This window comes from Amycolatopsis sp. WAC 01375 (genome assembly GCF_003947325.1).
GTDB lineage: Bacteria > Actinomycetota > Actinomycetes > Mycobacteriales > Pseudonocardiaceae > Amycolatopsis.
The window spans coordinates 1-14,704 of sequence record NZ_QHHW01000035.1 but is presented as its reverse complement, the minus strand read 5'-3'; the positions used below and the strand labels follow the sequence as shown (position 1 = coordinate 14,704).

Sequence of the window (14,704 nt, the reverse complement as noted above, 5' to 3'; positions counted from 1 at the left end):
CAAGCGTCCGATGGAGTGGAAAACCGCTACCCTCGCGGCGTGACAGACGCGCACGACACCTGGACCGCACCGGTCGCGGAAGGCCCGCTCGACGCGGACATCCGCGTCCCCGGCTCGAAGTCGATCACCAACCGGGCCTACGTCCTCGCCGCACTCGCCAGCGCGCCGACGCGGGTGCGGACCCCGCTCGACTCCCGGGACGCGCGGCTGATGCTCGGTGCCCTCTACGCGCTCGGCGCGCACTCGCAGGGCAGCATCGGCGGCTATCTCGTGCACCCGCTCGGCCCCGGCCGTGTCCATCCCGAAGAGACCGTCCGGGTGGAACTCGGCAACGCGGGCACGGTCGCCAGGTTCACGCCCGCGCTCGCCGCGCTGGGCACCGGCCCGGCGCTGTTCGACGGCGACGAGGCGATCCGCCGTCGTCCCATCGGGCCGCTGCTGAAGGCGCTGCGCGGTCTCGGCGCCCGCATCGACGACGATCGCCGCGACGCGCCGCCGTTCACCGTCCACGGCGAAGGCGGCCTGCGTGGCGGCAAGGTCGACCTGGATTCGTCGGCGTCGAGCCAGTTCCTGTCCGCGCTGCTGCTCGCGGGGCCGTCGTTCCAGCAGGGTGTCACCGTGCGCCTGGTCGGCGGAGAGGTGCCGAGCGAACCGCATATCGCGATGACCGTCGAAATGCTTCGCCGCTTCGGGGCCACTGTGGAGCGCGAGGGCGACGAGTTCCACGTCGCGCCCACAAGGCTTTCCTGCCCCGAGTACATCGTCGAGCCGGATCTCTCGACGGCCGCCCCGTTCGTCGCCGCCGCGGTCGCGGCCGGCGGCACGGTGCGGATCGCGGGCTGGCCGCAGCGGACGACCCAGCCAGGCGACTGGCTCCGCAGCCTGATGCCCGTCTTGGGCGCCACCGCCGAACTCGACGCGGGCGGCCTGACGGTCACCGGAAGCGGCACGATCCCCGGCGTCGAGCTGGACTTGCACGACGTCGGCGAACTCACGCCGGTGATCGCGGCGGTGCTGTGCTTCGCCGAGGGACCGTCGGTCATCTCCGGGGTGGCGCATCTTCGCGGCCACGAGACCGACCGGCTGACCGCGCTCGCCACCGAACTGTCGTCGCTCGGCGCCGACGTCCGCGAGACCGAGGACGGGCTGCGGATCACGCCGGCACCGCTGCACGGCGGGAAGTTCCGCACCTACGACGACCACCGGCTGGTGATGGCGGCCGCAGTGCTCGGCCTGAAGGTCGAAGGCGTCGAGGTGGAGAACCCGGGGACGGTCGGGAAGACCTTCCCCGGATTCGGCGAAGCCTGGACCTCGATGCTCGGCTAAGCGAGCCCTCCGGCAAAGGGGGTTTCCCGCCACTGCTCGATCATCGGTTTCATGCCGTCCACCAGCATCGGCAGGTCGGGCGCCATCGACAGGCACGCGACCACCTGAAGCAGGCCCAGCGCTTCGAAGGTGCGCAGCACACCTTCGTCGACCTCGCGTAGCCCGAGTTCCGCGGCGGCGGCGTTGTAGGCCGCGACGCCTTCGGGACCGTTGAAGGCGAGGTCGCGTTCGATCGGGCCGCGGTTCACTAGTTCGAAGTCGGAGTAGAGCTCGCCTTCGGTGGTGACGATCAGGTTGTAGCCAGGCGCGTCACCGTGCACCGGCTGGACGGTGGCGCCGGGGAACGCCTTGGCGAAGGCCTCCTCCGAGGCCAGCAGCGGCCGGAAGACCTCCCATTCGCGGCGGGCGCGGTCGAGGTCGGCCGGGGCGAGCAGCTCCGGCCTGCCTTCGAGCTGGGCGAGGCCGTCGGGGATGAACGGGTCGAGACCGTTCAGGAACGCCAGGTCACCGGGATAGTCGCGCAGCGCGGCGTGCAGCTTCGCGACGAGCTTGGCCGAGTGCTCTGCGGTGAGGTTCGCGTCCTCGACGAACTCGATGAGCTCCCAGAAGGTCATCGAGAAACCGTCACGCCGCACAGGCTCCGCCGGGGCCAGCGGGCTCGGCTTGACGACCGGGAGCCCCTTCTCGCCGAGCCAGGCGGCGACGGCGAGTTCACGCCGCTGGTCGGTCAGCTGCGTCTCCAGCGTGGTCGTCCGCGGCAGCACGGTCGGCACGCGCACGACGACCGGCGAAGGCGCAAGCCGCACGATGACGGAGAAAACGTCGTACAGGACTTCGGGTTCGGTGACGGTGATGCCGAGGTCGCGGCCCGCGGAAACCGCGGCGGCCACCGCCCGCGCGGTGCGGGCGGCCCGTTGTTCGTCGGTGATCATGTCGCGAGTCTGACATGTCCGGTTCACCCGGCGGAGCGTTCTCCGTCGTCTTCGGGGAACAACGCCTTCAGCGTGACCTCCCGGTTCACCCGCACATGTTCGACGGCGTGGGACCGGGCCAGGTCGGCGTCGCCCGAAGCGATCGCGTCGTAGAGGCGGCGGTGCTCGTCGAGCAGTTCGCCCCAGTGCTCGTTCTGGCTGGTGAGCCAGCGCAGCCTGCCCTCGAGCGGGCGGAGGATCTCGTGCAGGAGCCCGTTGCCCGCCAGCGCGACGATCTCGTCGTGGAAGCGGGTGTTGAGCAGGGTGATCCGGGCAGCGTCGCCGCTTTCGGTCGCGCGGGCGGCGTCGGTGAGCAGCCGTTCGAGTGCGCGGAGTTCCGCTTTGCCCGCCCGTTCGGCGGCCAGCCCGGCGGCGAGCCCTTCGAGCGCTTCACGGACGTCGAACAGCTCCTCGACGTCGGCTCTGGCAAGCTGGCGCACGACGATGCGCCGGGGCGACTGGACGGTGAGGAAGCCTTCGGCCTCCAGGCTGCGGATGGCCTCGCGCACCGGGACCCGCGAGACTCCGAGGCCCTCGGCGAGTTCCCGTTCGACCAGCCTGTCCCCCGGCTTCAGCCGTCCGTCGAGGATCCGTTCACGCAGCTCGTCCCGGACCCGTTGCCGGGTCGCGGCCAGCGGCTGACGTGGTCCTTCCTCGGCCACCCGACCCCCTCGTTCAACACTGCCGTAACAGCTCGTAACCCGAGTTTATCGGCAGGAACCTTGACGACGGACCACTGCGGGGTGATATTTGGGATGCCAAATTTTGGGATACCAAATCGACCGGACGTCCCCGTCGATCGGAGGCCCGCATGACCGCCGCCCCAGCAACCCGGTCCGAAGCGCCTACCACCGAGAACGCCGATCCCCGGCTCTGGAACGAAGATCTCGCCCCGGCGAAAGAACGCCGCTGGAAGGTCTACGACATCTTCGCGTTGTGGATGTCGGACGTGCACAACCTCGGCAACTACACGTTCGCGGCGGGCCTGTTCGTCCTCGGGCTCTCGGCCTGGCAGGTGTTCACCGCGCTGCTCACCGGGTTCGTGCTCATCTACTTCGGCATGAACCTGATGGGCCGGATCGGCCAGAAGACCGGCGTCCCCTTCCCCGTGGTCGCCCGCATCAGTTTCGGCACCTTCGGCGCGAACCTGCCGGCGCTGATCCGCGCGATCATCGCCATCTTCTGGTACGGCATCCAGACCTACCTCGCCTCCGTGGCCATCACCCTGCTCGTGCTCGCGATCGATCCAGGCCTGAAACCGTTGACCGAGGTGGGCTTCCTCGGCCTGCACGCCCTCGGCTGGATCTGCTTCATCGCGTTGTGGCTCGCGCAGGCGCTGGTGCTCACCCGCGGGATGGAGGCCGTGCGCAAGTTCCAGGACTGGTGCGGTCCGGGTATCTGGGTCGTGATGATCGCGCTCGCGGTGTGGATCCTGGCCGCCGCCGACTGGAACATCTCCTTGACCGGCAACCCCAAGGCACTGTCCACAGGGGAGCAAGTACGGCAGTGGTTCGGCGCGGTCGGCCTGATCCTGTCCATCTACGGCACCCTGATGCTCAACTTCTGCGACTTCTCCCGGTTCGCCCCGAACCAGAAAACGGTGCGGCGCGGGAACTTCTGGGGTCTGCCGATCAACTCGACGGCGTTCGCGCTGCTGTCGGTGCTGGTGACCGCCGGCAGCCTTCAAGTGTTCGGCGAAGCCATCACCGACCCCGCCGAACTGCTGGCCCGCATCGACAACACACCCGTGCTGATCATCGGCGCGCTGACCTTCGCGATCGCCACCATGGGCGTGAACATCGTCGCGAACTTCGTCTCCCCCGCCTACGACCTTGCCAACATCTGGCCGAAACGGATCACCTTCACCATCGGCGGGATGATCAGCGCGGTCGCCGCGTTGTGCGTGTTGCCGTGGAAGCTGTACTCCTCCCCCGCGGTGGTCAACTACTTCCTCGGCGGCCTCGGGGCCTTCCTCGGCCCGCTGTTCGGCATCATGATCGTGGACTACTACCTGGTGAAACGTGGCCGGATCGACGTGGACAAGTTGTTCGTGGCCGGACCCGATTCGCCGTACCACTACAAGCGCGGGTTCAATCCGCGCGCGATGGTCACGTTCCTGCCCACGGCGGCGCTGTCCGCGATCATCGCCCTCGTGCCGTTCTTCGCGGCCGCCGCGCCGTACTCGTGGTTCATCGGCACCACTTCCGCGGCGGCGCTGTACTTCGCCGTGTCGCGGAAACAGCGGGTCGCGTGATGCGGATCCTGGTCACCAACTGCAACACCACCGAGGCGATGACCAAGGAGATCGAAGCCGGCGCGCGCGCCGCGGCGAGTCCGGGCACCGAAATCCTGGCCAGAACACCGTTGTGGGGCCCGGAATCCGCGGAAGGCTGGCTGGACAGCTTCCTGAGCGCCGCGGCCGTCCTCGACCTTCTCAAGGGGCTGGACGAGCCGTTCGACGCGCTCGTGCTGGCCGGTTTCGGCGAGCACGGCAGGGAAGGCGCTCGCGAACTGCTGGACGTCCCCGTCGTCGACATCACCGAAGCGGCCGCGCATCTGGCCTGTCTGCTGGGAAGACGCTACGGCGTGGTGACCACATTGGACCGGACGTGCGGGCTCATCGAAGACAGCCTGCACGCCGCGGGCGTCGCGCAGAACTGCGTCGGGGTTCTGGGCGCCGGGCTCGGCGTGCTCGAACTGACCGACGAACGCCGGACGGAATCCGCCCTGCTGACCGCCGGACGGCGCGCCCGCGACGCGGGTGCGGAAGTCCTGGTCCTCGGCTGCGCGGGGATGACGGGCCTCGATCGCCGGATTTCGGCGATGCTCGACATCCCGGTGATCGACGGCGTCGCGGCCGCCGTCCGCCTCGCCGAATCCCTGGTGGCACTGAACCTCAAGACCAGCCGGGCCGGCTCCTACGCCCGCCCTCTCCCGAAAACCCGCCGCTGGCCCACGCAATTCGGCACCTGATTGCGATGCGAACGATCGCAAGCAGGTGCCGAATCGCGAAGGGAGCTAGTTGCCGGCGGCGGCGATGCCGGGTGCGGGAGCCTGGGCGTTACCCGCGATGCCGTAGCGCCCCGCGCCGCCTTCGAGCTGCTCGCGCAGCGCCATGATCGTGGTGACCCGGCCCGCGGCGGTCTCCGCGTTGTCCACAGTGGACAGGATGGAGGTCGACGAGGTGTCGGCGCGGACGACACCGATCGCGCCGGTGCCGTCGGCGGATCCCGCGTCGCCCGCCAGGACGGTGCCCGCGCCGGAACGGTCGAGCTGCGCGGCGAACCGCGCGACGGTCGAGGCACGGTCACCGGCGCCGTCCCCGGTGTACTTGGAGCCGGTGAGCACGATCGCGAGCTGCGCAGGCTTCACCTCCCCGCCGGTCTTGAGGAAACCGCCGTCGGTGAGCCCGCCGAGCGCGGCCGCCAGCTCCACCGGCGTGGACTGCGGCTGCGCGTTGTCCTTGTTCAGCAGCGCCACCGAGCCGAGCAGGGCACCGGCGAGGGTGCCGGGGTCGCCCGCGGTCGGGAACTGGACACCGGCGGGCTGCAACCGCGAGACGACGTCACGCAGCTGATCCGACCGCATCGGGTCGGAGAACGCCTCGGTCAGCTGGATCTCGCCGGTGACGGCGGCACCCGCTTGCCCGATGAGTTGTTTGAGGGCGTCGCGGTCCGCGGGCTTCGCGTCCTCCGTGGTCACCAGCACCACCGAACGCTTGTCGAGCTGCCCGGCGACCACCTTCGGCCCCATCGCACCGGCGAACGCGTCCGCGTCACCGAGCCTCGCGTTGAGCGAGTTGCGCTGCGCCTCCAGCTCCGCGACCTGGGAACCCAGGTCCTCCTTCTGGCTGGCGAGCCCCGAGAGCAGTGAACCGTTCAGCGCCGTGGACCCGAGCACCACCCCGATGGCGAGCGCCAGGAAGCAGGCGGCGATGGAAACGATGTGGTACCGCAGTGAAATCACGTGAAAAGTCCCTTGCCCCAGGCGATGAACGAGTTCCAGGTGTCGCGGATCCAGTCGAGGTAGACCGAACCCACGTCGGACACCAGCAGCGCGGCCGCGACGGCCACCAGGGCCGCCAGCACCAACAGGACGATGGCGCCGATGGACACCCGGCTGCGGTGCAGGGTCGCGACCGCCTTGCCGTCGACCAGTTTCGTGCCGAGTTTGAGCCTGGTGAGGAACGTGGACGGATTCGACCCGGACCGGCCGTGGTCGAGGAACTCCCGCAGCGTCGCCTGGAATCCGACGGTGACCACGAGACTGGCCTCGTGCGCGTCGGCCAGCAGCAGCGCGAGGTCCTCGGCGTTGCCCGTCGCTGGGAAGGTGACGGCGCCGATCCCGAGGTCCTGGATACGCTCGACACCCGGCGCGTGCCCGTCCGGCTGCGCCGGGACCACGACCTCGCCACCGCTGCGCAGCGTCTCGGCACCGATTCCGTGCGGATCGCCGACGATGACGTCCGGCTGATATCCCTGCGCGCGCAGGGTGTCGGCCCCGGCGTCGACACCGATCAGCACCGGACGGTGCTCGGAGATGTACTTCTTCAGCTTCTTGAGGTCTTCGGCGTGCCCGTTGCCGCCCGCGACCACGAGGGCGTGCCGGTCTTTGAGCGGAACCCGGATCTCCGGGACGCCGACACCGTCGAGGATGAGACTGCGTTCCCGGCGGAGGAATTCGATCGTGTTCGCGGAGAATGCCTCCAGCTGGGTGGACATCCCGGCCTTGGCCTCGATCATCTGGTCCGCGACGCTCTCACGTGTCTGCTGGACACCCGATCCGAGCTGCCGCTCACCGATGTAGACGACGCCCTCGTGCAGGCGGAGTTTCGTGCCGTCCTTCACCTTGCGCAGCAGTTCGCCGCCGACCGAATCGACAAGCGGGATCCCGGCCTCGAGCAGGATCTCCGGGCCCAGGTTCGGGAATCGGCCGGAGATCGACGGCGAGGCGTTCACCACCGCCGCGACTTCGGCCTCCACCAAGGCATCCGCCGTCGACCGGTCGAGATCGAGCTGGTCGAGGACGACGATGTCGCCAGGGCTCAGCCGGCGGAGCAGCTCACGCGTACGCCTGTCGACCCTGGCGACGCCGGTGATCCCGGGGAGGGTCTCTTGGTTACGCGAGAGCAAGCCGGTGAGCTTCATGCGACCGATAGTGACAAATCCGCGCGGCCTTCCGTGTCCGCCACGCCGATGGAAACACGCCGATTAACCCACACCGGATCGGGCTACCCGGCCGTGACAGGCACTACTTCGCTTTCTTTCGCTTTCCGCCACGACGGGCTTTGGGCTTGTCCGGCGCGCTCTTGTCGGCCTCGGCGACGGCGAGCAATTCCTCCGCGTGCGCGCGGCCGGTCTCGGTGCTTTCCATTCCGGCGAGCATGCGGGCAAGTTCGACGACGCGCTCGGATTGTTCGAGCACGCGCACGCCACTGCGGGTCACCCCGCCGCTGGTGCCCTTGTCCACCACCAGATGCTGATCGGCGAACGCGGCCACCTGCGGCAGGTGGGTGACCACCAGGACCTGGTGACTGCGTGCCAGCCGCGCGAGCCGCCTGCCGATCTCGACCGCGGCCCGGCCGCCGACGCCGGCGTCGACCTCGTCGAACACCAGTGTCTGCACGGTGTCCGCATGCGCGAGGACGACCTCGATCGCCAGCATCACGCGGGAAAGCTCACCGCCGGAAGCGGCCTTGTGCACCGGAAGCGGCGGCGCGCCGTTGTGCGCGCGCAGCAGCAACTCGACGTCGTCGACGCCGTCGGGGCCGGCGTGCACGAGCCTGCCTTCGACCTTCACCGCGTGCGGATCGCTCTCGTCCACGGTGCGCCGCTCGACGGTGATCTCGATCTCGGCCTGTCCCATGGCGAGCCCGGACATCTCGGCGGTGATGGCCTCGGCCAGTTCGGCGGCGGCCTCGACGCGCGCCTCCGACAGGGTCAGGGCGTGTTCCGCCAGCGTGACGGCGAGTTCGTCACGGCGCTTGGCCAGTTCGGCCAGTGCCTCCTCGGAGGTGTCCATCGTGGACATCCGGCGGCGGGCGTCGTCGGCCCAGGCGAGCACGCCGTCCACGTCGGCCGCGTACTTGCGCGTGAGCCGCTTCAGATCGGCCTGGCGCGCGAGCACCTTCTCCAGCAACGCCGGGTCGGCGTCGAGCGTTTCGAGGTAACTGCCCAGCTCGGTGCCCACTTCGGACAGCAGTACCGAAGCCTCGTCCAGCCGGGGCCCGAGTTCCCGCAGCACGGCGTCCTCGGAACCGTTCAGGTGGCGGGTCGCCTCCCCGATCAGCCCCAGCGCGCCGGGCGCGTCCGGATCCCCATCCGCCGATCCGGCGACGGCGGCGTGCGCCGCACTGGCCGACGCTCGCAGCTCGTCGACCGCGGCGAGCCGCTTGATCTGTTCGGTGAGTTCGGTGTCCTCGCCCGGTTCGGGCGCGACGGCGTCGATCTCGGTGAGCCCGTGCCGCAACAGGTCCGCCTGCTGGGCCATCTCACGGGAACGGGTGGACCGCTCGGTCAGTTCGGCGACGACGGCGAGCCATTCGTCCCGCACCGCGCGATATCGCTCGAGTGGTGCGGTGACGGCCTCACCGGCGAACCGGTCGATCACCGCGCGCTGCTCGGCGGGCCGCAACAGCCGCAGCTGATCGTTCTGCCCGTGGACCGCGATCAGCTGCTCGGACAGATCGGCCAGCACACCGACCGGCACCGAACGGCCGCCGAGGTGGGCGCGGGACCGGCCGTCGACCGAGACCGCGCGCAGCGCGATGACGCTGCCGTCCTCGTCGACCTCCGCCCCGGCGTCGGTGACGATCCGGGTGGCGCCTTCCGCGCCGCCCAGCTCGAATCGGCCTTCCACGAAGGCCTTCAGCATTCCCGTCCGCACCTTGGACACTTCGGCTCGGCCGCCGGAGAGCAGGTGCAACCCGCTGACGACCATGGTCTTGCCCGCACCCGTCTCACCGGTGACGACGGTGAAGCCCGCGTGCAGTTCCAGCAGGGCGTCCTCGATGACTCCGAGGCCCTGGATGCGCATCTCGGCCAGCACGACGCCCACCGTAGCGGCCCACCCCGACCATTCCCGCACCCGGCACGTCATGAAAGAGCCCTTGACGACGAAAGTTGTCTTCAAAGGCCCTTTCACGACATCCGTCAGCGGGCGTGCCGCTCCCGCCAGCCCTTGATCGGCAGCGAGAACTTGTGCACCAGCCGGTCGGTGAACGGGCCTTCCCACAACCGGATCAGGCGCACCGGCACCCGGCCGCAGGTGACCCGCACGGCCGCGCCGGCGGGAAGATCGAAGGTCCGCGATCCGTCGCAGGTCAGGACGGCGGGCGAGCCGTCCGGATCGATGGCGACGGTGATCTCCGAGTCGCGCGAGACGACCAGCGGCCGCGAGAACATCGCGTGCGCGTTGCTCGGGACCACCAGCAGGGCCTGGACGTCCGGCCAGATGATCGGCCCGCCCGCGGAGAACGCGTACGCCGTCGAGCCGGTCGGTGTGGCACACAGGACGCCATCGCAGCCGAAGGACGACACGGGCCTTCCGTCGACCTCGATGAGCGCGTCCAGCACGCGTTCACGCGAGCTCTTCTCGACGCTGGCCTCGTTGAGCGCCCAGGTGTTGACGGTCTCTTCGCCGTCGACGCTGACCGTGACGTCGACGGTCATCCGCTCTTCGACCTGGTAGTCACCGTCGACGGCGCGCTGGACGGTGTCGGCGAGCTTGTCGGAATCGGCCTCGGCGAGGAAGCCGACGCGGCCGAGGTTCACCCCCAGCACCGGAACGCCGTTCGGCCTGGCCAGTTCCGCGGCCCGCAACAGCGTGCCGTCGCCGCCGAGCACGAACACCAGCTCGGTCCCGGCGGCCGGATCCTGTTCCGGCGCCATGACCGTGCAGGGCCCGCCGATCCCGCCGTCCGCCTCCAGCATCTCCTTCACGTCCTCGTCGAGCACCCGCAGCCGCACACCGGCCTTGGCGAAACGGGCCGACACCTCACGTGCCGCGTCCCGGGTCGCGTCCCGGTCCGGGTGCACGACGAGCAGCACCTCGCGATCGCTCATTGGGGTCCCTCCAGGACTGCGGTGCGGACGAGCCGCTCGGCGTCGGTGCCGGCGGTCTCCCCCGCCCCGCGGGTAAGCCAGACGAAGTATTCGACGTTCCCGGACGGCCCGGGAAGCGGGCTCGCCACGACGCCGCGCAGACGCAGGTCCAGCTTCTCGGCCTCGGCGAGCACGCCGAGCACGGATTCGACCCGAAGCTCCGGGTCACGGACGACACCGCCGCTGCCGAGCCGGTCCTTGCCCACCTCGAACTGCGGTTTGACCATCGGCACCAGATCGGCGCCGTCCCGCGCGCACGCGGCCAGCGCGGGCAGCACGAGTTTGAGCGAGATGAACGAGAGGTCCCCGACCACGAGGTCGACCTGCCCGCCGAGATCTTCCGGCGTCAGGTTGCGGACGTTCGTCTTGTCGAGCACGACCACGCGGTCGTCGGTGCGCAGCCGCCAGTCCAGCAGGCCGCGGCCGACGTCGGCGGCGATCACCGTGGCGGCGCCGTTGCGCAACAGGACATCGGTGAAGCCACCGGTCGAAGCGCCCGCGTCGAGGCAGCGCTTTCCTTCGGTGGAAAGTCCTTGCGGGGTGAAGGCTTCGAGCGCGCCGAGCAGTTTGTGCGCGCCGCGGGAGGCCCAGCCGGGGTCGTCGCCGTCGCGCACCACGATCGGCGCGCCGGATTCGACCCCCGTCGCGGGTTTGGTGGCCACCATCCCGCGCACGCTGACCTTGCCCTCGGCGATCAGCGCGGACGCCTGCTCCCGGGAACGGGCGAGGCCCCGCCGGACGAGCTCCGCGTCCAGGCGGGCGCGTTTGGGCATGCGGTCAGACCTTGTCGATGGTGGACAGCGCCACCGTCAGCTCGGTGTGCACGGCTTCGAAGCGGTCGACGTGCTCAGAGAGCGGAAGTGCGGCGAGGTCGTCGAGACCCGCCACGGCTTCGTCGATCCCGGCTCGGGGATCCGTGTCCTGCTGCTCGAACTGGTCAGCCTGGACCGCCGGAGGGCCAGGCACCGGCGGAGGGCCAGGCACCGGCGGTCGCGGCACGGGGTGGAAGTGGTCTTGCACCCCACCAAGTTAGCAGCGCTGGTCAGGCGAGGCGCAGCTCGCCGAACGCGGCGCGGGCGGCGTCGCCCACACCACGGACCTCGGTGATCCCCGACTCCCAGGCAGCCGCGCACAATACGCGCAGCAGGTCGAGGGAGTCGCCTTCACCGTCGGCTTCGAGCACGTCACCCCGTGCGGTGACACGCCAGCCGTCCTTGGGCCCGATTTCGAGCAGCTCCGCGCGGCTGCTCAGCCCGGACAGATCCCACGAAAGGTAGCGAGGACGCTCCTCGGGCCTGGCCTTGATCAAGGACGCCGCGTCGGCGACGCCGGTCAGGACGCAGAGCGCGTCGATCCCGGCCGCGACCGCGCCCTCGATGTCGGTGTCCAGCCGGTCGCCGACGACGAGCGCCCGCTCCGCACCCGCGTCCCGCGCCGCCGTGGTGAACAGCAGCGGCGCCGGCTTGCCCGCCACCAGCGGTTCGACGCCGGTGGCGGTGCGCAACGCGGCCACCATCGATCCGTTGCCCGGCAGCAGCCCGCGTTCGGTCGGCAGGGTCGCGTCGACGTTGGTCGCCACCCACAACGCGCCCGCGCGGATGGCGAGGCACGCCTCCGCGAGCGCGGCCCAGGTGTTCTCCGGGGAATGCCCCTGAACGACGGCGGCCACGTCCGGACCGGCTTCCCGGACCGTCCGCAGCCCGGCCGACTCGATCTGGGCGGCCAGCGAGTCCGTGCCCACGACGAGCACCACGGAGCCCTGAGGCAGCCGCTCACCCAACAGGGTGGCGGCGGCCTGAGAGCTCGTGTGGACTTCCTCGGGCGTGGCCGGGAGTCCGAGTGCCTCCAGGTGTGCGGAGACCTCCGCGGGCGCCTTGGAGGCGTTGTTCGTGACCCACCGGACGGCGGTGCCGTGGTCCCGAAGCGCCCGGAGTGCTTCCGGTGCGCCCGGGACCACGATGCCGCCGTGGTAAACCGTGCCGTCGAGGTCGAACAGGACCGCGTCGTACCCGGCCGACAGAGCGTCAGCCATTCGTGAGCTCCGCGGCGCGCTCGGCGGCGTCGGTCTCGTCCTCCTCGTCGGCCTCTGCCGCGTTCAGGAACCAGCGGATCGCCTCGTCCTTGCGGTCGGCGGCGGCGAGGTTGTCGGCGTAGGCGTAGAACAGCCGGGCGCTCCACGGGTCGCGCTTCTCCGCCTTGAGGTCGTCGCCCTGGAGGGAGACGACGGCGGCGTCCAGCTGGCCGAGGTCACGCCGGGCGCCGGCGGCCACGATCGCGAGTTCGATCTGGGTCGCCTTGGCCAGGCGCTCCTTGTCGACCTCCTTCGCGAGGTCGAGTGCCCGCTCCGGACGGCCGATGGCGCGCTCCGCGTCGGCGATGATCGCGATGTGCTCGTCGGTCCGGGTCATCCGGCGGACAGCCCGCAGCTCGGACAGGGCCTCGGACCAGTTGCCCGCGTGGTAGGCGACCAGGCCGAGCGCCTCACGGACGATCGGGACCCGCGACGCCTTGGCCTTCGCGTACTTGGCGTGCTCCATCGCGGCTTCGGGGTCTTCGTCGACGAGGCCACCGGCCGCGACCAGGTGCTTGCCGACGGTTTCCGCGAGTGCCTTGGGCAGCGTGCGGAGCTCCCGGCGGACCTCCTCGTCGAGATCCGAGAACTCGATGCCTTCGGGCAGCTCCGGAGCCGCGAGCAGCTCACGCGCCAAGGTCTCGTCGTCGACCGGCTTGTCCTCGGTGCGAGGCGAGGAACGGAAGTCCTTGCGGCCTTCGGAACGGTCGCGCTGGGGACGATCGTCACGCTTGCGGTCGAAGCCGCCGCGCTTGTCGTCGTAGCGCTTCTCCGGCCGGTCGGACGGACGACGGTCGGGACGGTCACCGGACGGCCGGTAGGCGCCGCGCTTGTCGTCACCACGGTTGTCGTCGCCACGCTTGTCGCGGTCGCCGAAGCTCTTGCGCTCGTAGCCACCACTGCTGGGACGGCGGTCGCTCGAGGACGGACCACGACGATCGCCGCCGCTGTAGCCACCGGAACGGGAGCCACCGCGATCGTCGCGATAGGACGGACGCCGATCGTCGCCGCGCTTGTCGTCACCACGGTTGTCGCGGTCACCGTAGGACTTGCCCTGGGGGCGGCCTTCGTAGCGGTTGCCGGACGGGCGGTCGTCGGATCGGCCGCGGTTGTCCGAGCCGTAGCCGGAACGAGCCGGGCGGCTGTCGGGGCGCTTCTCGTACCGGCCTTCGGAACGGTTGTCCGAACGGCTGTCGGAGCGATTGTCCGAGCGGCTGTCCGAACGATTGTCGGAGCGACGCTCGGGACGGCTGTCGGACGAGCGGTAACCACCGCGGTCGCCACCCCGGTTGTCGGAGCGATAGCCGCCGCGGTTGTCACCGCCGCGACTGTCACCGCCGCGGTTGTCACGGTTGTCCCCGCCGCGGTATCCACCGCGATCGCCGCCACGGCTGTCCCGGCTGTCGGACCGGTAACCACCGCGGTCACCGCCTCGGCTGTCGCCACCCCGGTTGTCGGAGCGATAGCCGCCACGATTGTCCGAGCGGTAACCGCCGCGGTCGCCGCCCTTGTTGTCGCGGTTGTCGCGCCGGTCGTCGGAGCGGAAGCCGCCACGACGGTCGTTGTCGCGGCCACCGGACCGGTCGTCACGACGGTCGCCGGCACCAGGGCCACGACGGTCGTCGCTGCTGTTGTTGTAGCGCGGGCGGTTCTCGTCACGCCCCTGGCCTGCGAACCGGCTGCCACCGGGGCGCTGGTCACGAGGACCGTCGCCGCTGCGCGCGGGCTTGCCGGGATAGCTGCCGCCGGTACCGCGTGCGCCGCGGTCGTCACGACGCGGGCGACCCTGGTAGCCACCATCGCGGCCGCCCCGGTCCTGCCTGCCGCCGGCGGAACCGCGCCGGTCACCTCGCTGCGCGTCAGACCGGCCTCCGCGGGGACTGTCGTCCCGGCGACCCGACCGGCCGGACGCGCCATCATCTGAGTCACGTCGACCGAACTCGGACACCTGGCCTCCTGCCACTATTGAAAAGTTTCGACACTTGCGCCCACCCGTCAGGTGGGCCAACGGACCATTCTAGTCGGTCCATGGACATGAAAAGAGACAGGGCCCTGACCGGGGGAGAACCTGTGGGGTTCTCAACCCTGGTCAGGACCCTGTCCTGAGGTTAGTCCGGCGGTGTCCTACTCTCCCACAACCCTTCGGTTGCAGTACCATCGGCGCTGTCAGGCTTAGCTTCCGGGTTCGGAATGGGACCGGGCGTTTCCCTGACGCTATGACCACCGAAACACTG

13 protein-coding genes and 1 rRNA gene are annotated in these 14,704 nt (G+C 70.1%); 3 read left to right on the top strand and 11 right to left on the bottom strand.

All coding sequences use genetic code 11. From position 1 onward, the window contains the following. The first annotated feature begins 39 nt into the window (after window positions 1-39). On the top strand, window positions 40-1,326 hold the full coding sequence (gene aroA, locus DL991_RS22230; protein ID WP_125786277.1) for a 3-phosphoshikimate 1-carboxyvinyltransferase: 1,287 nt from the start codon (window positions 40-42) through the stop codon (window positions 1,324-1,326). Here aroA and DL991_RS22225 read toward each other — a convergent pair. Together DL991_RS22225 and DL991_RS22220 are read right to left on the bottom strand one after the other, a co-directional pair. Further along, entirely contained in the window at window positions 1,323-2,258 is a 936-nt protein-coding gene (locus DL991_RS22225; protein WP_125786276.1) for a phosphotransferase, read from the bottom strand. The genes aroA and DL991_RS22225 overlap by 4 nt on opposite strands. Before the next feature lie 23 nt (window positions 2,259-2,281). Next, entirely contained in the window at window positions 2,282-2,959 is a 678-nt protein-coding gene (locus tag DL991_RS22220; RefSeq protein WP_125786275.1) for a GntR family transcriptional regulator, read from the bottom strand. 149 nt (window positions 2,960-3,108) lie between these two features. Between DL991_RS22220 and DL991_RS22215 the strand changes: the two genes are divergently transcribed. Continuing rightward, window positions 3,109-4,551 (top strand): NCS1 family nucleobase:cation symporter-1, encoded by a 1,443-nt coding sequence (locus DL991_RS22215; RefSeq protein ID WP_125786274.1) that lies wholly within the window; start codon window positions 3,109-3,111, stop codon window positions 4,549-4,551. Continuing rightward, a complete protein-coding gene (locus DL991_RS22210; protein ID WP_125786273.1) occupies window positions 4,551-5,270 on the top strand; it encodes an aspartate/glutamate racemase family protein in 720 nt (239 codons plus the stop codon). Before DL991_RS22215 ends, DL991_RS22210 begins: the two co-directional genes overlap by 1 nt. Window positions 5,271-5,315: 45 nt before the next feature. Here DL991_RS22210 and DL991_RS22205 read toward each other — a convergent pair whose 3' ends face one another. The 9 genes from DL991_RS22205 to rrf form a co-directional block, all read right to left on the bottom strand. After that, entirely contained in the window at window positions 5,316-6,263 is a 948-nt protein-coding gene (locus DL991_RS22205; RefSeq protein ID WP_125786272.1) for a copper transporter, read from the bottom strand. Next, window positions 6,260-7,444, bottom strand: a complete 1,185-nt coding sequence (steA, locus tag DL991_RS22200; protein WP_125786271.1) for a putative cytokinetic ring protein SteA — start codon at window positions 7,442-7,444, stop codon at window positions 6,260-6,262. The genes DL991_RS22205 and steA overlap by 4 nt, the downstream gene beginning before the upstream one ends. Before the next feature lie 103 nt (window positions 7,445-7,547). Then, window positions 7,548-9,344: a DNA repair protein RecN gene (gene recN, locus DL991_RS22195; RefSeq protein ID WP_199746679.1), complete on the bottom strand. Its 1,797-nt coding sequence runs from the start codon at window positions 9,342-9,344 to the stop codon at window positions 7,548-7,550. A gap of 104 nt (window positions 9,345-9,448) precedes the next feature. Next, window positions 9,449-10,360, bottom strand: coding sequence for an NAD kinase (locus DL991_RS22190; protein ID WP_125786269.1), 912 nt, complete (start codon window positions 10,358-10,360; stop codon window positions 9,449-9,451). Further along, window positions 10,357-11,172 (bottom strand): TlyA family RNA methyltransferase, encoded by an 816-nt coding sequence (locus DL991_RS22185; protein ID WP_125786268.1) that lies wholly within the window; start codon window positions 11,170-11,172, stop codon window positions 10,357-10,359. Before DL991_RS22185 ends, DL991_RS22190 begins: the two co-directional genes overlap by 4 nt. Before the next feature lie 4 nt (window positions 11,173-11,176). After that, the gene (locus DL991_RS22180; RefSeq protein WP_125786384.1) at window positions 11,177-11,383 is read right to left on the bottom strand and encodes a hypothetical protein; all 207 of its coding nucleotides are present in this window, start codon (window positions 11,381-11,383) and stop codon (window positions 11,177-11,179) included. Window positions 11,384-11,441: 58 nt separating this feature from the next. Continuing rightward, on the bottom strand, window positions 11,442-12,431 hold the full coding sequence (locus DL991_RS22175; protein WP_125786267.1) for an HAD-IIA family hydrolase: 990 nt from the start codon (window positions 12,429-12,431) through the stop codon (window positions 11,442-11,444). Continuing rightward, on the bottom strand, window positions 12,424-14,418 hold the full coding sequence (locus DL991_RS22170; protein ID WP_125786266.1) for a hypothetical protein: 1,995 nt from the start codon (window positions 14,416-14,418) through the stop codon (window positions 12,424-12,426). Before DL991_RS22170 ends, DL991_RS22175 begins: the two co-directional genes overlap by 8 nt. Window positions 14,419-14,581: 163 nt before the next feature. Beyond that, window positions 14,582-14,698: ribosomal RNA gene (rrf, locus tag DL991_RS22165) — 5S ribosomal RNA — on the bottom strand. Between the last annotated feature and the right edge of the window lie 6 nt (window positions 14,699-14,704).